Below are 19,059 nucleotides of genomic sequence, written 5' to 3' on the forward strand. Positions count from 1 at the left end.
GGGCCTTAGAGGCACGGATTGTTGTATTCTGTGCAAGATTTCCGCCAGATAGGCGCCTTAGCTGAGTGGATTGTTGTACGTTGTTCGTTGTACAGGTTTCGCATAAACTAAAATCGGCTCAGGGCGCGAGAGGACCCTGCGGCGGCGGCAATGCAATCGGGATAACACCGTGCAGCCCTGGGCAGATGATCAGACCAAAAACAGCGGCACTTCCCATTCACAACTGGGTGCGCCGCTGTTCTTACGCAGAAACGTACTGCTGTTATTCACAGCAGATTCTTCTTCAGCGCCTGATGAACCAGCCCGGCGAACAGGCTATTCGACCAAGCGAACCATGGCCGGGTATAGACCGAGGGATCATCGGCCAGAAACCCTTCATGCATATAGCCGGTTCCGGCATCCGTAGCTTCCAGCAGCGCGATCATCTCAAGCATCTCTGCATCTGTCGAGGCAGTCAAGCCCTGCATGGACAAGGACATGGGCCAGATGTAGCCCTCCGGCGTATGCGGACTGCCGATTCCCCGGGCAGCCGTTCCCTCATAATAGAAGGGATTATGCTTGCTGAGAATAAACCGCCGGGTATTGCGGTAAATTTCATCATCGCTGCTGGCATAGCCCAGGTACGGAATGGACAGCAGCCCCGGTGTTCCTGCGTCGTCCATCAGACTGTAATTGCCGTAGCCATCCGTCTCGTAGGCATAAATAACGCCAAACTCAGGATGACGGTATTTGCCGTACAGCTCAATTCCGTGCCTGATCTCTCCTTCAAGCTCAGCCATTTCAGCAGCCATCCTGCAGTCACGGAAGACTAAGCTTGCAATCTCCTGCATCTGGCCGAGCGAGACGGCAGCGAACATGTTGGACGGGATATGGTAGTGGAAATCACAGGCGTCATCACTGGGCCGGAAGCCCGACCAGATCATGCCGGTATAATTGACCGGCATGCCGCGTTCGCCGCTGCGCAGCGTATCATGGAAGGGACAATTGCTGCGGCTGAAGCTGTAGGCGGATTGCTCCTGATGATGCTGCTCGGTCTTCCACAGCTTCAAGATCCCCAGCAGCATTTCTTTGAAGCCCTCGTCAAATAGTTCTGCCTTCCCCGTCTCTTTCCAATAGGCATACGCCAGGCGGATCGTGAAGCATAAGGAGTCCAGCTCGAATTTGCGCTCCCAGACCCATGGAGACATCTCCGTCTCGTCTCCCGCATTCCAGTGCCAGTCATTGACCGCTTCATTGAAAGCATTCGCATACAGATCAATGCCGGCACAATGAACATGACGGCGGATCAGCCCGCTCACCATCCGCTGCAAATCCTGATCGTCTGCAAGGAGCGGAGTGTAATGCATCATCTGCTCCACCGAATCGCGCAGCCACATCGCCGGGATATCCCTGGTGATGACAAAGGTCGTTCCATCCTCCATTAGCTTCGTGGTCGTTTCCAGCGTGTTCGGGAAACAATTAAGAAATTGCTTCAAGAGTCTTGGACGGTGACTGAGCTTCTGTTCCGCTTCCTTCAGAACCGCCTGCACAGATTGCGGCAGCTTCAAAGCAGGCATTGTTATAGACGGCAATTTAAAAGAGTCCAAATTTACTGCACCCCGCTTTCACGGACGGTCAGGCTGCAGCTGACCGTAGAAGCCGAGTGTGAGCCTACCCGCACCATGAATTCGCCAGGCTCAACAATCCGCCGGAGATCCATGCCGACCAGCTCCAGATGCTCCCGGTTCAGCGGAAAAGTAACCGTCCTGCGCTCCCCGGGCTGAAGCCGGATTTTGCTGAAGCCTTTGAGCGCCAGCTCGGGGCGGGTGACCGAAGCCGCAAGATCTGACACATAGAGCTGGACAACTTCTGCCCCGGCAAGACTCCCCGCGTTGCTCACGTCAACATGCACCAGCGCTTCTTCATCCGGGCCGATAACTCCGGGTTCAATCCGCAGGCCGCTGTACTGAAACTCCGTATAGCTAAGCCCGAAGCCGAACGGATACTGCGGCGACAGATCGGACTCCAGATACCGCTTGCCCCGTGTCCTGCGCGAATTATAATTCAGCGGCAGCTGGCCGACATGCTTCGGCAGGGTCAGCGGCAGACGTCCGGACGGGTTCACTTCTCCGAACAGGATATCAGCAATGGCGTTTCCGCCCTCCTGTCCGGGATACCAGGCTTCCAGAATGGCATCGGCCTGCTCATCAATCCACGGCTCCGTGACCGGCCTGCCATTGATGTAGACGACAATCAGCGGCTTATCCAGCTTGCGGAGTTCCCGGGCAAGCTCCAGCTGGACACCGAGCAGATGGAGTGTAGAACGGTCTATGCCTTCCCCGCAGTCCATGTCACTCCAGACATGATCCGTTACGAGGGAGGCCCCGGTGCGCAAATCGATGGTTCCGCCGCCGAAATCGCGGGCGCTTGAACCGCCGATGACCAGCACGGTGGCATCCGCCTGCGCGGCAGCCTCCAGCGCACGCGGAAATCCCTCCCGCGAGCCGTCTTTAATCCGGCAGCCCGGTGCGTAGTGCACCCGCTCATAGCCGAGCTGATTGCGGATTCCTTCCAGCACAGTCACGATCTGCCCCTCCGGCTGGGGTGAGGTATAATCGCCCAGCTGGTTATAGGGCGAATGGGCGTTGGGCCCGATGACGGCAAGGCTGCCGATGTCCTTGCTGAGCGGCAGGGTCCGGCTGTTATTTTTCAGCAGAATGATTCCTTCCTCCGCTATCCGCCGGGCCAGCTGCTTATGTGCCTTACTGCCAATAACCTCCTTGGCCCGTGCGGGATCAGCGAATGGACGCTCGAACAAACCGAGCCGGAACTTCAGCGTAAGCACCCGGCTGACCGCCAGATCCAGCTCCGCTGCCGCTACAGCGTTCTGCTCAAGCGCCGGTGCCAGATGCCCCCGGAACATCCCGCCTGACATTTCCATATCCACTCCGGCCTTGACCGCCGCCGCTACCGCCTCTTCCCCGGTCGCAGCCGTATTGTGACCGCTTTGCAGCATTTCAATTGCGCCGCAGTCGGTGATCACAAGTCCGTCAAATCCCCACTCCTGCCGCAGCACTTCCTCCAGTAGGTAGCGGTTTGAGGTGCAGGGCACACCGTCGATTTCATTATAGGCAGGCATTATGGAAGAAGCTCCGGCCTCCACTGCTTTGCGGAACGGGTAGAGATCGGTCTCATGCAGCTCCCGCAGGCCCAGATGTGCCGGAGCTCCGTTGCGTCCGCCCTCCGGGCTGCCGTATCCGGTAAAATGCTTCAGTGTAGCCGCAATGCTGTCCGCTGAATCCAGCGACTGGCCCTGCAGTCCCTTCACTGCAGCAACGGCCAGTACACCAGCCAGGTACGGATCTTCACCGTAGGTCTCCTCGGTCCGTCCCCAGCGCGGATCGCGGACGACATCCAGCACCGGGGAATAGGTAACAGCTCCCCCCTGGCTGCGCGTTTCAACAGCAACCGCCCGGCACATCTCCTCATACAGCTCCGGGTTCCAGGCGCTGCCTACCACAAGAGGAACCGGGAACACCGTGGCCCCGACCGCCATGTGCCCATGCGAGCATTCCTCGCCGAACAGGATGGGAATACCCAGCCGGGTGTGCTCCAGCGCATACCGCTGGAGCACATTCAATGCCTCCGCCCCTTCTGCAGGAGACAGGCCATTCTCCAGCGTCACCCCAGTCCACGGATCGGCGCGGAGTGTCCCGTACAGCGAGCCGATCCCGCCCGCCTCCATCATCGACATGAATTCTTCCGTTATATCAACGGTGCCGTCCTCCCGCCTGAGATAGCTTTTCCACCCGAAGGGCTGGATCAGCTGCCCGATCTTCTCCTCAATTGTCATGCGGCTAAGGAGATCGGCTACACGCTTGTCAACCGGTAATGAAGCATTTTTGTAATCCATAGTGCAGACCTCTCCTTCCTCACAAATCACGCTATTCTCGTCGCCTAGCTTACCGGAACTGCCCGATGAATTTCACAGCTGCGGCGATATCGTCTTCAGGACGGTCGCCGACTTCTCTTTCCACGGTCAGATACCCCTTATAGCCGATATCCTGAAGGGCAGAGAAATAAGCAGGGAAATCAACGCTCCCTTCGCCCGGAGGAACCTCCCGGAAGCCTGCTCCGCTCTCGCCCATTACCGCAATCCGCTCATGATCCAGCACGCCATACACATCATACGGATCGACCTCGCGCAGTCTCACGCCGTCTTTGACATGAGTGTGCACAATATAGTCACGCAAAGTATACACTCCCTGGACGGGATCATCTCCGGTCACCATGACCATATTCGCCGGGTCAAAGTTTACAGACATTCCTTGGGTATCCAGCGAATCCAGGAAGGATTTCAATCTGGCCGCAGGCTCCGGCCCCGTCTCGATGGCGAAGTAGCCGCCGCGCGCGGAAGCATATACAGCCAGCTCATTGCAGGCCTCCTGCAGAATGGCATATTCCGGGTCACCGGGATCTTCCGGCACAATCCCTATATGCGTCGTAACGATGTGGCAGTCCAGATCAAGCGCAAGGTCGAGCGCTAGCTTCGACTTGCTGATTTTCCAGCCATTCTCCGCCGGATTCTTGAAACCCTGCCCGCCGTAATCCGCACACAGCGCTGACAGCTCAAGATTAAGCTCCGCCAGATAAGCCTTAATAGCCTTCCGGTCCTGTGCCGGCAGCTTGGCCGGGTCCATTTCGCCCTGGATCGCCCAGAGCTGTACACCTTCTGCGCCGATGTCTCTGGCGGTCCGCAGATTGCTGCGCAGATCCCGGCCGAAGCTATCGGCGATCACACCGATTTTATTGGACAAACCCATTATTGTTCACCCTTCCTCTATACCTGCATATATGTTATTGAAGATTCACTTCGATTTGCACCTGCTGCGGACGGTAGACTGCCAACAGGCGCCCCTCAAGATCAGCGGCGAACATCACCGTACGCTCCTGCTCCAATGTGAAGGTATACTCCGCACCGTGCTGCGGATCGCGCACAGTAATCCCGGCATCAGCACCGTATTCGGATACGAAGATGTACAGGCTGCCGCCCGCAAAAGCGAGCTTGCGCCCGTAAACGCCCGGCAGCTCTCCGCCTTGAAGCCAGTGCAGCTCCGGCTGTACTCCAGCCGTCTTGACCGCTGATGCGTATAGCGCCTGGATCGGCTCCCAGCGTTCATTCAGCTCCACGGGCAGCGGACAATACATGAACCTGCCTGCTCCAATGGCTACCTCCAGCACTCCCTGTTCCCCTCTGCATCCGGCAGGCCGTTCCACTGCCAGATTGCCGATTTTCTTCTGGCCAAAAGCTACAGGGAAACGCTCCTCTCCCAGCTTCAGCATTTCCTCGCGCAGGATATTGCCGTGCTCAAGCCTGCCAAGCTCTTCACGAAGACGATCCCCGGCCGGTCCCCAATGCTCATCCAGCCGCAGCGGCCCGCTCCATAGCACCGTACTTCCCTGCCGGGCTAGCTCCAGCAGTTGTCCGAAGGCTTCATCCGCGAAGTTATGCGCACTTGGCACAATAATCAGCTTGGCCGGATGGCGCTCCAGCGCCTCCAGATGATATTCGCCAATCCCGCGCGGGTGTACGTTCATTCCGAACGCCAATACCCGCACGGCCTGGGTCGTAGCCTCAAAGGCCAGCTTGCGGTTCGAGAAATCATTCGAGAACGGATAGACCACCGCAATCTCCTCCAGCTCCCGCGACTCGAACAGCCCGCCGATCTCCGCCATAAAGCTGCCGAAATCATAGGAGACATCCGCTTCCGGCTTCTGGGTTCCATCGGCACGCAGGGCACCGATATTAGACTCATTGGCGTTATTCATGAAGTAATTGGTGTTCCAGATCCACTGCACCGCACCTGCACCGCCTGTCGAGAAGGAATAGGCATATTTGCGTTCCAGGATGTTGCGCAGCTCCTCTTCCATGCGTTTGGCGATCCCGTCCGGACGCTGGACATGCATAATGCCGGTCTCCTGAATGAGATTCGGCTTATCGGGCGTCTTGGTGAAGATCCCGTCCCAGCCGAGGTGATCCATCTGCCACCAGGTATGAACTGTTGTATAATCCACAGTCTCTGCATAAAAGAACGGAGAAGGCCGCTGCGAGCAGATGCCCTCATCCTGGCCCACCGTCGCCAGATGCGACGGATCGGAGCGGCGGATGGCTCCAATCAGCTCTGAGGCCCAGCGGTTATGCATATCCATGCTGAACAGGGAAAAATCCGTCCAGCGCAGCCATTTCTTCGGCTGCACCACACTCTGGAAGTACGTGTCATTCGGGTCCGGCGCAACGGCAGCTTCGAACGAAGGCAACTGGCCGGGCGTCATATTCCAGCGCTCCTGGAGTGCAGCAATATCGTTGCCATATTTAACGCGCAGCCATTCGCTCCATGCCGCCTGCTCGAAACGGTCGCCAGCTGTGTACGGCCCTTCAAAAACGCGGCGCGGATGAAACAGCGAGGGCTCGTTGATCAGATCCCAGTGCACGTTGGTAGTCCCTTTCTGGCGGGAAACGATGGAGGCAATGAAGCGTTTCTGCGCCTCTACAGAGCGCGGGTCCAGATAAGGATTCTCTCCTTCCCACGCTTCCGGCGCGAAGGAGAAGAAGGTAAACGTTACTTCCAGCTCATGCCGCTTGGCGGTCAGCACAAAGGCATCCACCGCACGCATGATATCTTCGGCGGCATGTCCGTCCGCGAACATGACCATCCGGTAGCCGGTCCAGATCCCGGTGCGGATCAGATTAATTCCGGCACGCTTCATCTCGGCCATATCTGTCTCCCAGCGGTCCACATTCGGCAGCTGCAGAAATTTCCGTGAGACATCCGAGGTCATATAGGTCATGCCCACGATCGGGACCGGTTTGCCGCCCCGGCGGAAATAATCGCGGCCCGCGCTCAGCGGCTCCCCGCTCTGCAGAAGCGCCCGGTCCATCCCCCAGAAGGCCTGCGTAAGTACACGCCTCTCCCCGCGCGTGGATTCCGCAGTGCAGCTTACACGGTACAGACCCGGCTCAAGCCGCAGGGGAACCGGCAAACGCACAAACTGCAAATCCGGTGCGGCCGGTCCCGCGTTCAGCTCCGCCCGGGCCTCCCACAACACTTCATCCATTCCATCCTTACTCACTTCCAGCCTGAAATGCCACACAGTATCCGGCGCAGAAGTCCGCGACAACGACTGAAGCTGCAAGGTCAGCAGCGCCTGCTCCCCTGGCTCGTATGAGGCAAAACTGCTCTTCAGCCATATTTCTGTTACGCCCTGAGCAGTATATTCCGCGAGCTTGCGCAGCAGCTCCGGCCCGCCGGTGCTCCAGAAGAGTTCATCCAGCTCCTGATTGATCAGAATCCAGCGGCTTCCGGCATAGTCTCCCTTGTACAGCTCCAGCAGTACAACCGGAGCGGAACGCTCACGTCCCGTGCTGTCCGTCCCGGTCAGCAGCGGATAGATGAACATATCCATCGGGCCGCAGGCACCCATCTCCTCGGGGATATCGCTTGTTTTGGTGGGCTGCAGTGTAAGTCCCCACGTAGGCTTAACCGTGAACAGCGCCTCATCATTCTCAAGCAGCGGATATTCGGAGGAAGCTTTGAAGCGGACGACCGGAGCGGGGCTGACCGCCAGTGCATCATGAAGGTTCAACAGCTGGTGGTATGCAACCTGCGGGCGCTCTACCTTCCAGCCTTCTGCTCCTGCAGTTACAGGCTCGCGGAAAGGAATTCCGCCGGTATTCAGCAGCCCGCCGCCGCTGCGCAGGTAAGCATGGATATCGTTCCAGGCCGCTTTGGGAAAGTAGGGGCCATGCAGCTGAACCAGCGCATCCCAGCCGCCAGCCTGGAGGCGTTCTGCCAGTTCAGATGCATCCGCCACAGTTGCCCATTGATTCAGACCTTCAAGAATGCTGCGGGATGGCCTGTCACCCGAATAAGGAAATGTCTCGTCGTAAAATACCAGTATGTTCATGTCCATCCCCGTTTCTTGTTGTTGTGCAGAGTGCAGGTTGCTGGGCTCTACCCTATGCCTGCTCCCACAGTCGCCGGACATTCTCCATGGCCAGCTGTGTTCCAACTTTGCATTCTTCGCGTCCTTCAAACTCAATTGAGATAAAGCCGTCGTAACCGGAGTTCTTGACAGCCGATGTGATGGCCGCAAGCTCCAGATCGCCATGACCTGCAACAGCCCCCAGCAAATACCGCCCTGCTGCGCTGCGGAACCAGCCGCCGCCGGGATCGCGGTCCCCCGGGCGTATGTAGAAATCCTTGAAATGCACCATGGAAGCATAGGGGGCATTCTTCTGGACTGCCGCCAGCGGGTCTTCATCGACGACGACGAAATTGCCAATATCCAGCGTAGTACGGAAGTTTTCCCGGTCAACGGCATCCACCAGTCCAAGCACACGGTCGCTGGCCTGCAGGAAATAGCCATGGTTCTCGATGCTGGTGGTAATGCCGAAGCCCGCCGCGTAATCGGCTATCTCACGGCAGCCTTCAGTCAGCCGGGCGAACTGCTTCCTGTAATGCCGGATTGACGTATCCGGATGTGTAGCGGCATCATGCCGCAGCAGCTTCACGCCGAGCCGGACTGCCATGTCCACTTCCGTCTTCAGCCGGGCAATCTCGGCATGAAAGCTCTCTTCACTCTCTGTAATCAGATTGCCGCGCACGGCATAATTGGACAGCTCTATGCCGCATTCGGCCGCTTTGCTGCGGATTTGCTCAGCAAGACCATCCTGTTTATGCAGATCGTATCCGACCGGCACCAGCTCGACATGCTCCCCGCCTGCGGCTGCCGTCCATTCGATGACGTCCAGAACATCCATCTCACCGCTCTGAATCGCTTTATACAAACTGTAGGTGCTTACGCCAAGCTTCATTTTTTATCACTCCTAAAGTTTAGATAGCATTCGCTTAATGACATTGACTACGATAAATGATGACCGCAGCAAGTTTTCGATCGCGCTACCGCTCCTGCTCCTCCAGTTCTAATCCCGCTATCGATCTTACAATCCTGCAGAAAATACAACATTCCCCTCAAAATTCTGCTCTTATTCAAAGAATGTTGTATGAAAGGCAGCATTTATGCTCCTGCGAGCGGATATTGCAGAGGATTCCTGTATTTCATACAACAATTGTTACGAATCCCCAATTTCCCAAGAACTCAAGTTGCAGTACGTACAACATTATGGCCGGCCTGAGCCGTTAATCTTAACTTCCGGCTTCAGCTAAACGCTCTCCTCAATCACTCAAAAAACAATTTCCTTCCCCAGCTCCGCCGATTCGTAAATCCCGCACAGCATGCGCATGATCTCTACGCCGTCCGACACCGGACTTAGCGGCTCGCGGCGCTGCTGCACACATTCGACGAAATGATCGATCTCATTCTGAAAAGCAGTGTCCAGATGAAATCCGGGATGTGTTGTCTGCGGTGTAGTATTGAGAATCGTATTATTCTTCTCCGTGGTGAAGGACAGCACCGGATCAACCTCAACCCCGCCCTTGTCCCCATAGAGTTGAATGGTTGTCTTGTTCTCTTTGGCATGCAGAGTGAAGCTGGCGTCAAGCATCAGGGAAGCTCCGCCTTCGAAGCGGATCAGCGCATTAGCCATATCCTCCACTGAGCTTGCAGCAGCATCGTAATCCGCAGCCCGGTAGGCGGCCAAATGCTGCACATTCGACCGGTTGCCAAGCTGATAATAGGTGTTGGCAGAGACGGATTTCACCTTGGGCCGGCCCATCAGATACCAGCAGAGGTCCACAACATGAACGCCGATATCAATGACAGGCCCCCCGCCGGAACGCGATTTGTCCGCGAACCAGCCACCGGGATTTCCGATCCGCCGGATACTGGAGGCCCGCGCATAATAGAACGCTCCGAATTCACCAAGATCCGTAAACTGCTTGACGAGCTGAGCGTTGTTGTCATAACGCCGAACATAGCCGATTTGCAGAATCTGACCTGACCTGTTCACCGCCTCTTCTATCCGCAGTGCGGATTCCACCGTGGTGGTCAGCGGCTTCTCCAGCAGCACATCAATGCCGGCCTGAACAGCGGCAACGGCAATTTCCTCGTGCGTATTGTTCCAGGTGCAGATGCTGACCGCATTAATCCCCGCTTCCGCGAACATCTCCCGGTAACCGGTATAAATTTTGGCCGCACCATATTTGTCAGCGGTCAGCTTGGCCCGCGCCTCATTCAGATCGCATACTGCATGGATCTGTACATCCGGGTTATTGCGGTAGGCATTCAGGTGCAGCTCAGAAATGGTGCCTACTCCTACGATGCCGATTTTGATGATAGCCATGTCACATCCCATCCCTTCTATAATGGAGAACCAAATCGGCCAGTGCCGAAGCCGCGGAGACTACCTCCTGTACAAGGACCCATTCGTTATCCGTATGCGCCTGGCCGATATCCCCCGGTCCAAAAACAACCGACGGCACGGAGACACGCGCCAGCTTGCTGGCATCCGTCCCATAAGCGGCCCCATGTTCAAGCCGCCCTTCAGCATAACCGGCAACTGCCGATGCCAGCTGGAGCACCAGCGGATGACTGCCGGAGGTCTCCATCGCATAGTCGATAATAAACGGCTCCTGTACGGTAAACTGCAAACCCGGAACATTCTGCTTCAGCTCCTGCAGTTTATCCTTGAATCCCTGCCATACCTCCAGCGGCTCCTCGCCCGGAACCGTCCGCCGGTCGATGGTGATACGGCAGCTGCCCGGTATTGTATTCGGCGCAGCTCCGCCGGTGATCTCGCTGATGCAGTGCGTCGGCGCTCCGACCATTGTATGCTCCTGCAGAGCATACAATGGTGCCATCTCTTCCTTCAGATAGCGGATCACCTCGGCCATCTGTTCTATCGCATTGACGCCTTTGTCCGGTTCGGAGCTGTGGCCCGGCTTGCCGTGCACATCAATATAGAACCGCACGCAGCCCTTATGGGCGATTACCCGGTGGAGTCCGGTCGGTTCCCCGACAACCGCTCCGCAATAACTCAGCTCACCGGAGTCGATTGAGGCAGCAAGCCTGCTGACTCCGGTGTAGCGGTACTCCTCATCTACGATTGCAGCCACATGCACGCCCACCGGAAGCGGCAGGCCGCTGCGTTTCAGCGCAGCCATGGCGACCAGCATTGCAGCCAGCGAGCCTTTGGTATCGCAGGCGCCGCGCCCGTACAGCCTGCCGTCCATCACAGTTCCGGCGAACGGGTCAATGGTCATCCCGGTGGTCTGAACGGTATCCATATGCGCCTCCAGCAGCAGCACAGGGCCGGGATGCTCACCCGGCAGCATCCCTATAATGTTGCTGCGGCCCGGCTCTACAGGCTGCTCCAGGTAAGAAATTCCGTGCTCTGCCAGATACTGCTTCACATAATCTGCGACACTTGCCTCCCCACAGCCCCCTTCAAAGGCCGGATTGACACTTGGAATAGCCACCAGCTCCTGCAACACCCGGGTGACTTCTGCCGGGTCGATCTCCACCTGTCCCATAGATAAGCCAGCCTCCTTTTACGTACGGTTGTTTCTGTCATCTTTCATGCCCGGCAGACTGGCGATACCATTGCAGATTAAGGATTTCGCCAGTGCAGCAAGTTAGATTCTTGAATCCACTCTATATAGCATGGAGCTGTCCCTCCATCACGTATTACAGCCGCGGGCATTCACCGTAATCCATTCTGACCACCGGCCCTTACGAACACCTGCTACACGGTTATTGAGATTTGGAATGACACAGGAATGGTTCGGAATAATTTCGATCCGGTCCCCGATCTGAAACGGCTCCGAGAGCGGGTCAAACTGCAGGAAGCCATGCTCTTCATTCAGCGCAGCCAGCTTCACCTGCGGATGTCCGACAATAATGCCGAAGCCGTCGCGCCCGTGGGCTTTGTCACTAGTCAGGCTTTTGGTGCCCGCATCGATGGTTGCCAGCCCAGGCAAGGGTGTACTTACTACAGTGGCAATCACGCGCAGCGCGCAATCCTCCTCAGACGCAAGCCCCATCCCTACACCGGAAGCATCAAAAAACACATAGTTTCCCGCACGCACCTCCGTCACCCCATCCAGCTCCCGGCACATCAGGGCAGCGGGCGAAGATCCCGTGCTGATTACATCCACCGGCAGCCCAGCTTCCCTGAACATTGCTGCCGTATCCAGCATCAGCGCTGCTTCCTCACGGGTGGCTTCGATGAAAGTGGCCTCGCCGGTATTCTGGTATATCGTTCCGAAATAGCCCATCACCCCGGCGATCCGGATGCCCGGCAGCTCCTGGATGGCCCCAGCAAACTGCAAGGCATCCTCACCTGCCTGTCGGCCTCCCCGGTGCAGCCCGCCGTCGATCTCGATCAGCACCTCCACCGGCTTTCCGGTCCGCACGCCGACCTCCGACAGACCGGCGGCTCCGGCGATGCTGTCAACTGTGGTGATCATCCCGCACTTCATATGCAGCGCGGCGAACCGGTCCAGCTTATCCGCACCGATCAGCGGATAAGCGATCAGAATCGATTCCACGCCAGCAGCTGCAAACACTTCGGCCTCCGCCAGCTTGGCTGTCGTAATTCCGATGGCGCCAGCGGCCAGCTGCAGCTTAGCGATTGCAACTGATTTATGCGATTTGATATGCGGACGATGCTGGATTCCACAAGCTTTGAGCCGCCCTGCCATGCCGTCAATGTTGCGCTGCAGAATATCCATGTCAATGATTGCGGAAGGTGTCGGCAAGTCCCCATAGAGGCTCATGCTTCTGTTACCTCTACAATCAGCTCGATTTCCACCGGGGTATCAAAGGGCAGCTCATTGGCCGAGATCGCTGAGCGGGCATGTCTGCCTTTGTCACCCAGCACCTCTACGAGCAGATCCGACGCACCATTGATGACATACGGCTGCTCCACAAAGCCCGGAGCCGAATTGACAAAAGCCAGCATCTTCACCACCTGCTTAATCCGGTCCAGCTCTCCCAGATGCTCCTTGAGCACGGCCAGGAGATTAATTGCCACCTGCCGGGCGGCGGCATAGCCCTGCTCCACGGTCAGATCGGAGCCCACCTTGCCCGTCAGCATCAGTGTTCCGTTAATACGGCAGTCATTGCCCGAGGTATATACGACATTGCCCACCTGCTTGGCAGGTACATAGGTCGCTACAGCAGGAGGCACCTTGCCCAGTACAATTCCTTTCTCTTCGAGCAGCTTCTCAACATTTCCCATGCTTCTCGCTCCTTAGATTCAAATGTTGTTACTAATTGATTGTTAAGCTTCTATAATTAATGATGGCATGAATGCTTGCAGGCCCCAGCCCGGATCAGCTCCCCGGGACGTTCCCCGCTGCGCTTGCCGTGTGACAGGGTGCGCACACCGTTCACCCACACCTGCGAAATGCCTGACGGCGCCAGTGTCGGCGCCAGATAAGTCGCCCCGTCCGTAATCGTATCCGGGTCAAACATCACAATATCTGCATGGTAATCCGGCACAAGCAGACCGCGCTTGCCCAGCTTGAAGCGCTGTGCGGGGAAAGAGGTTACCTTCCGCACCGCCTGCTCCAGCGTAAGCCGCTTATCCTGCCGCACATATTTGGCGAATAAGCGCGGGAAGGTTCCGTAGGTGCGCGGATGCGGCTTACCGGTCACACAGCCCAGGCTGTCAGAGATAATGACCGAATGCTCCCAGGCTACCAGATGGTCCACATCTGCCTGAGACATATGAAAATATACAATCGACACTTTGCCGTCTTCCTGCTGCAGCAGATCCAGCGCACAGTCAATGGGATCGTCTCCCTGCTCCCGGCTGATCTCAAGAATATGCTTGCCTTCCAGCAGCTGTCCCGCAGCCGTAACAGCCGCAGAGACATAGATGCTCTGCCAGCCTGTTGAGGCCACAAGATTATCCCACTCCGTCTGCTCGTGGCGAAGCTCTTCCCTGATCCGCCCACGCTGTACCGGGTCACGCAGGCGCTCAAGCACAGCGGTTATGCCGCCTTCCAGCGCCCACGGCGGCAGCACGGTAGTCAGCGAGGTTGAGCCCGCTTCGTAGGGATATACATCGCAGGCGACATCAAGCCCTCTTGCCCGGGCATCCACAATCAGCTCCAGCACTTCGTTCACCTTACCCCAGTTGATCCTGCCTGCCGCCTTAACATGACAGACCTGCAGCGGAACTCCGCTGCGTTCGGCAATCCACAGCACCTCCTTGACGGAGGCGATCAGATTATTGCCTTCGCCGCGGATATGCGCCGCCAGCATTCCGTTATAGCGCGGCAGCACGGAGCAGAGCTCGGCAAGCTCCTCCTTGGAGGCATAGCTGCCGGGCGAGTACAACAGACCGATGGACATACCAATCGCCCCTGCTTTCATCCCCTCCTCCAGCAGCTCTTTCATGACGGCCATTTCCTGCCTGACCGCCGGGCGGTTGTCGAAGCCCATTGCGGCAATCCTCAGCGGTCCATGGGCCACATAAGTGGCCAGATTCTCAGCCGGCCGGGAAGACGCCAGAACCTCCATATATTCACCGGCAGTCCGCCAGGACCATGGCACATCCGAGGCGCCGATTACCGGTTCAACATAGGAGCGGAGCATATCCAGCCGGTCCGGATGAAAAGGGGCCGGAGCCAGCCCGCAGTTCCCTACAACCTCTGTTGTAACCCCCTGGCTCATCTTCACCTCGCTGAAGGGCTGCTCCAGAATCATCAGATCTGAATGGGTATGCCCGTCTATGAATCCCGGGGCGATCACCTGCCTTCCGGCTTCGATCACCTCGCGGGCTTCCGCGTCAATCATTCCTACAGCAGCAATCCGGCCGTCCCTCATGCCGACATCCCCGATGAACCACGGATTTCCGCTGCCATCGACAATTCTGCCGTTCTTAATCACTGTATCGAGCATCGCCGTCCTCCTCTCTGTTCCCGCTCACCCCACCTAGTTATCCGCGTTCGATGCCATCCGCGAAGACCGAAGTTCCGCGCTGGCTGCGTGCCCATTCCGCTACCCGGGAAGGATCACCTTCCCATAGGCGTTCCGGGCCCCACTGACTGGCTTCGGGCTTGCCTTCACATTCCACGCGGATCACCGGGAACAGGCGTGACGGCGCTTCGGCAGGCAGGCCTGTAATGAATAATTCTGCGTCCCGCTGCTCGAATTCCAGCTTCTGGCCGGTGGTCAGCAAGGTTACAGCTTTCACTTTGCTGGTCAAATCCGCCAGTCTCATTACGGGCCGTCCGTCCCAGAAGCGGATGATCAGATACAGGAAGTTCTCCCGCGTCGTCTGCCGCCCTCTGGTGATGAATTCCGTAATGGAGCCGCCGTCCGAGCCGTATATGGCCTCGCCGTGCACCTCCAGCCAGCGGCCGATATCCAGCGCCCGCTCCACAAATTCCGGCGGCAGTTCCCCATCTGCTGTCGGCCCGCAGTTCAGCAGCAGATTGCCGCCGTGTGCCCCGCCCTTCTCCGCACATTCGCAGAGCATATCCAGCAAATAATCAGCCGGACGCCAACGTTCCCCGAACACATGGCTCCAGAGCCGCCAGGTGGTCACCTGGCACGATTCCCACAGCCGTTTGCGGTCAGCTACAATGAGGTGCTCCGGGGTACCGAAGTCACCCAGTGTATCCGAGTCGCCCGCACCCACACCGCCATCCGCGCGGTATTCATCATGGGTGCTGGAATAGCCCAGCCGGTTGTTGACCAGAATGCCCGGCTGCAGCCTGCGCATTTCCTCCAGCAGCTCGACGCTCTGCAGCTCATCGGCATTCCTCGGCCACACGCCATCGAAGAAGAAGTGATCAATCTGGCCGTAATTGTTCAGCAGCTCCTTCACCTGGTTATGCAGGTAAGTCCGCACCTTCTCCCAGCCCTCCGGATCTTTGGCCGGACCATCGAAATAGGCCGGCAGCCGCCAGTCAATCCAGGAGTAGTACAGTCCGATCCGCAGCCCCGCCTTGCGGAAGGCATCCACATACTCGCGGACGAAGTCACGCTGCGGAGCCAGCTTCGCGCTGGAGTAATCCGTATAGGCGCTGTCCCACATGCAGTAGCCGTCATGATGCCGGGTTGTGAAGCAGGCATATTTGAACCCGGCCTTCACTGCGGTCGCTGCCCACAGCTCGGGATCGAAATGCTGCGGGTTCCAAGCAGCAGCCTGCTCAGCATATTCCCGCTGGTCCAGATGCTCCCGGAATAGGATCTGCTCCCCACGGCCGTGCTGCGCATAAGGGCCCCAGTGAATGAACATGCCGTAGCGGCTTTCAGTGAACCATTTCCAGTGGTCCGGTACAGTGAAATCTAGTGTCGTCATGAGCTTCCTCCTGTTGTTTCCTCTTATTTTGGGCGTGTTAAATCTACAGCTGCCCGGAATTCAGGCAGCTGCAGGTTGACGTATGGGGTTTTCTATATAGTTTGAACTTTAGCTTTACCGCTCCTACAGTTCCAAAATCCCCTCCACCAGCTCTCCTTTTTCTAAAGTTTTATAGTTCAATCTATATAGTCTTATTTGGCTGTAGCCGACTTGTACGTTTCGTAGGCCTCCTGATAGATTTCCAGATAACGGCTCAGGTTCATGCTGTCCAGCGTAGCCAGATATTGCTCCCACTCGGCATTGATATCGGCATCGCCGATAATGAAGCGGGCCATCATTTCATTGGTGTAGTCATAGATTGTTTTGGAGAGGTCGGCGATTTCCGCAGACTGGTCGACCGTGAAGTTGATCGGCGGCAGCACCGTTTCGACGTCTACCCGGTAAGGCTCGTATTTCTCCTTGGTCTCGTTATAGAGAATGCTGTCCAGCGGGTTCTCCGGGTTAGCTACGAGGCCGAGGCGCAGCGAGTTTGGACGGTAGGCGATCCCGGTCTGCGACCATTGCTTGTTCTGCGTGACCCCGAATTTGGACATATCCATATAGACAGCGGCTTCCCCGTTCAGGCCGATCTCATCAGCCGTTGCCCATCTCCAGTCCACATCCGGCTCGCCGATCGTGGAACGAAGTGTAATTTCCCGGTCATACAGCGCATCGGCGAAGCGGAAAGCCGCTTCCGGATTCTTGGCTTTATTGGTAATAACGAATTGTCCCGGTGCCACCTGATATGGATCATACTGTGTAACCTGTAAGCCATCAGGACCTTTGAGCGGAGCTACAGCCACATATTCGAGCCATCTGCCGCTTGATCCGTTCAGCTGGGTCAGCGCACTCTGGTTCGGACCGGAGGCGGCCCCGAGAATCGGCACATCCGGATTTTCACCCAATTGCACCAGCTGGGCGGCATCCCGTGTCAGTGCCTGCGGGTCCATCAGACCTTCGCTGTACAGCCGGTTAAGATAGGTAAGACCTTCCTTCCAGCCATCCTTGTTGAACGGTACATCCACCTTGCCTTCATCGTTCACATATATCCGGGTGAATGGTGCATAGGTGAAGGAATTCATCAGGAAGTTCTCGACGCTGGTCGTAAGCGTAGAACTCTGGTTCACCTGCGGTGCACCGGAGAAAGGAATCTCATCCGCGATGCCATTGCCGTTAGGGTCCTGGGTTTTGAAGGCTTTCAGCACTTCATAGAACTCTTCTGTCGTTGTCGGCATGTCCAGATTCAGCTTTTCCAGCCACGGCTCATAGATCCAGAGCTTCTGGCGCATCGAACAGTGGTAACACTCATTCGGTGCAGGAAGCGCGTAGATGTTACCATCCGCCGAGGTGATCGTCGACTCTACGAGCGGACTTTCCTCGAACATTTTTTTGGTATTCACACCGTATTTCTCAATATAGTCGTTCAGCGGGAGCAGCACGCCCTGCTCTCCATAAAGGGCCTGCTGCTCAGGCGTCACATTCATCGTCATAATGACATCCGGCAGATCACCGCTGGCCAGCGCCAGGTTCAGCTTCTCAGTAACCGTACTGGTCGGCACAATCTCCCACTCTACATGGATATTCGTTAACTCCTCAAAATATTTAGTGAACTCATTCGTATCGAAATCCTCGACGGACGGGTTGGCCCCGGTCATGACGCGCAGCGTGATTTTCTCATCGACAATCGGGAATTGTCCCGCCTCCGCAACAGTGGCCTCTACAGCTCCATTCCCCGCCGCTGCACCGCTGTTGCTATTATTACTGCTGCTGCATGCGCTCAGGATACTGCCCAGCATACTCACTCCAACAAGTAGTGTTACGACCGCCTTAAACTTCATCAATATAGTCCCCCTTATGATTATCCTTTGAGTGAACCTACCATAACGCCCTTAACCAAGTATTTCTGTACGAAGGGATAGAAGACCAGCAGCGGAAAAGATGAAATAACAATCAGTGAATACTTCAGCAGTGTCTTCATCGCCTCACGTTTGGCCGCATCCTGCGGGTCGCCGGACAGCATGCCGACATCGACATCATTTTTGACCAGGATATCCTTGAGCACCAGCTGAAGCGGGTAGTGATCTTGGCTTTTTAGATACAGCATGGCGTTGAAATACTGGTTCCAGTTCGCAGCGGCGTAATAGAGCGTAATAACCGCAAGGATCGGACCTGACAGCCGGACAACCACCTTCCAGACAAACTGGAAATCATTGCAGCCATCCAGCTGTGCCGCCTCCAGCAGCTCATGCGGAATCGACATTTGGAAATAGGTCCGGGCGATAATGACATTCCACACGCTCAGTGCACCGGGGATAATCATCGACCAGATGGTATCCAGCATGCTGAGATCCCGCACCAGCAGATAAGCCGGAATGAGTCCGCCCGTGAACATGGTAGTGAACATGAAGAGGAGCATGAAGCCATTTTTACCATAGAAATCTCTGCGGGACAGCGGATAGGCCGCCAGCACCGTCATAATTACATTGACCAGCGTACCGGTAACCGTATAAAGAATGGAATTGCCGAAGCCGACCCACACCTGCTTGTACTCAAAAACCGCCCTGTACCCGTCCAGACTCGGACGCACCGGCCATAGCCAGACCTCACCGGACACCACCGCCTGCGAATCACTGAATGAGGCGCTGATAATATACACAATCGGATACAGCACAACCAGGAACAGAAAGCTCATAAAAATAGTATTCAGGATCGTAAACAGCTTGTCGGCTACGGAATCATTGCGGAAAATCGTGTTCATGGTC

13 protein-coding genes are annotated in these 19,059 nt (G+C 56.7%); all 13 read right to left on the reverse strand.

Going from position 1 to position 19,059, the window contains the following annotated elements; translation table 11 throughout:
- Positions 1 to 266: 266 nt before the first annotated feature.
- The gene (locus QW71_RS22185) at positions 267 to 1,586 is read right to left on the reverse strand and encodes a glycoside hydrolase family 125 protein (RefSeq protein WP_039303907.1); all 1,320 of its coding nucleotides are present in this window, start codon (positions 1,584 to 1,586) and stop codon (positions 267 to 269) included.
- 2 nt (positions 1,587 to 1,588) lie between these two features.
- Entirely contained in the window at positions 1,589 to 3,892 is a 2,304-nt protein-coding gene (locus QW71_RS22190; RefSeq protein WP_039303908.1) for a glycoside hydrolase family 3 N-terminal domain-containing protein, read from the reverse strand.
- Positions 3,893 to 3,941: 49 nt separating this feature from the next.
- Entirely contained in the window at positions 3,942 to 4,802 is an 861-nt protein-coding gene (locus tag QW71_RS22195) for a sugar phosphate isomerase/epimerase (protein WP_200905961.1), read from the reverse strand.
- Positions 4,803 to 4,836: 34 nt separating this feature from the next.
- Complete coding sequence (locus tag QW71_RS22200) at positions 4,837 to 7,944, reverse strand: beta-galactosidase (RefSeq protein WP_083442672.1); 3,108 nt, start codon at positions 7,942 to 7,944, stop codon at positions 4,837 to 4,839.
- 52 nt (positions 7,945 to 7,996) lie between these two features.
- Entirely contained in the window at positions 7,997 to 8,854 is an 858-nt protein-coding gene (locus QW71_RS22205) for a sugar phosphate isomerase/epimerase (protein WP_039303915.1), read from the reverse strand.
- A 369-nt stretch (positions 8,855 to 9,223) separates the two neighbouring features.
- Positions 9,224 to 10,282, reverse strand: coding sequence for a Gfo/Idh/MocA family protein (locus QW71_RS22210; protein ID WP_039303917.1), 1,059 nt, complete (start codon positions 10,280 to 10,282; stop codon positions 9,224 to 9,226).
- Between the two features lies 1 nt (position 10,283).
- Positions 10,284 to 11,471: a M20 family metallopeptidase gene (locus QW71_RS22215; protein ID WP_039303918.1), complete on the reverse strand. Its 1,188-nt coding sequence runs from the start codon at positions 11,469 to 11,471 to the stop codon at positions 10,284 to 10,286.
- 147 nt (positions 11,472 to 11,618) lie between these two features.
- Positions 11,619 to 12,716: an alanine racemase gene (locus tag QW71_RS22220; protein WP_039303919.1), complete on the reverse strand. Its 1,098-nt coding sequence runs from the start codon at positions 12,714 to 12,716 to the stop codon at positions 11,619 to 11,621.
- The gene (locus QW71_RS22225) at positions 12,713 to 13,180 is read right to left on the reverse strand and encodes a RidA family protein (RefSeq protein WP_039303920.1); all 468 of its coding nucleotides are present in this window, start codon (positions 13,178 to 13,180) and stop codon (positions 12,713 to 12,715) included. Before QW71_RS22225 ends, QW71_RS22220 begins: the two co-directional genes overlap by 4 nt.
- A gap of 56 nt (positions 13,181 to 13,236) precedes the next feature.
- Positions 13,237 to 14,850: an amidohydrolase family protein gene (locus QW71_RS22230; RefSeq protein ID WP_039303921.1), complete on the reverse strand. Its 1,614-nt coding sequence runs from the start codon at positions 14,848 to 14,850 to the stop codon at positions 13,237 to 13,239.
- 37 nt (positions 14,851 to 14,887) lie between these two features.
- Entirely contained in the window at positions 14,888 to 16,258 is a 1,371-nt protein-coding gene (locus QW71_RS22235) for an alpha-L-fucosidase (RefSeq protein ID WP_039303923.1), read from the reverse strand.
- 191 nt (positions 16,259 to 16,449) lie between these two features.
- Entirely contained in the window at positions 16,450 to 18,135 is a 1,686-nt protein-coding gene (locus QW71_RS22240) for an ABC transporter substrate-binding protein (protein WP_039303925.1), read from the reverse strand.
- 20 nt (positions 18,136 to 18,155) lie between these two features.
- Positions 18,156 to 19,055 (reverse strand): carbohydrate ABC transporter permease, encoded by a 900-nt coding sequence (locus tag QW71_RS22245; RefSeq protein WP_039303927.1) that lies wholly within the window; start codon positions 19,053 to 19,055, stop codon positions 18,156 to 18,158.
- Positions 19,056 to 19,059 lie beyond the last annotated feature (4 nt).

Source organism: Paenibacillus sp. IHB B 3415, from assembly GCF_000802655.2.
Taxonomy (GTDB): domain Bacteria; phylum Bacillota; class Bacilli; order Paenibacillales; family Paenibacillaceae; genus Paenibacillus_AQ; species Paenibacillus_AQ phytohabitans.

Excerpts from the sequence above, each read along its gene's own strand:
- QW71_RS22190 (WP_039303908.1), bottom strand. The coding sequence starts at position 3,892 with ATGGATTACAAAAATGCTTCATTACCGGTTGACAAGCGTGTAGCCGAT.
- QW71_RS22195 (WP_200905961.1), bottom strand. The coding sequence starts at position 4,802 with ATGGGTTTGTCCAATAAAATCGGTGTGATCGCCGATAGCTTCGGCCGG.
- QW71_RS22200 (WP_083442672.1), bottom strand. The coding sequence starts at position 7,944 with ATGAACATACTGGTATTTTACGACGAGACATTTCCTTATTCGGGTGAC.
- QW71_RS22205 (WP_039303915.1), bottom strand. The coding sequence starts at position 8,854 with ATGAAGCTTGGCGTAAGCACCTACAGTTTGTATAAAGCGATTCAGAGC.
- QW71_RS22210 (WP_039303917.1), bottom strand. The coding sequence starts at position 10,282 with ATGGCTATCATCAAAATCGGCATCGTAGGAGTAGGCACCATTTCTGAG.
- QW71_RS22215 (WP_039303918.1), bottom strand. The coding sequence starts at position 11,471 with ATGGGACAGGTGGAGATCGACCCGGCAGAAGTCACCCGGGTGTTGCAG.
- QW71_RS22220 (WP_039303919.1), bottom strand. The coding sequence starts at position 12,716 with ATGAGCCTCTATGGGGACTTGCCGACACCTTCCGCAATCATTGACATG.
- QW71_RS22225 (WP_039303920.1), bottom strand. The coding sequence starts at position 13,180 with ATGGGAAATGTTGAGAAGCTGCTCGAAGAGAAAGGAATTGTACTGGGC.
- QW71_RS22230 (WP_039303921.1), bottom strand. The coding sequence starts at position 14,850 with ATGCTCGATACAGTGATTAAGAACGGCAGAATTGTCGATGGCAGCGGA.
- QW71_RS22235 (WP_039303923.1), bottom strand. The coding sequence starts at position 16,258 with ATGACGACACTAGATTTCACTGTACCGGACCACTGGAAATGGTTCACT.
- QW71_RS22240 (WP_039303925.1), bottom strand. The coding sequence starts at position 18,135 with ATGAAGTTTAAGGCGGTCGTAACACTACTTGTTGGAGTGAGTATGCTG.
- QW71_RS22245 (WP_039303927.1), bottom strand. The coding sequence starts at position 19,055 with ATGAACACGATTTTCCGCAATGATTCCGTAGCCGACAAGCTGTTTACG.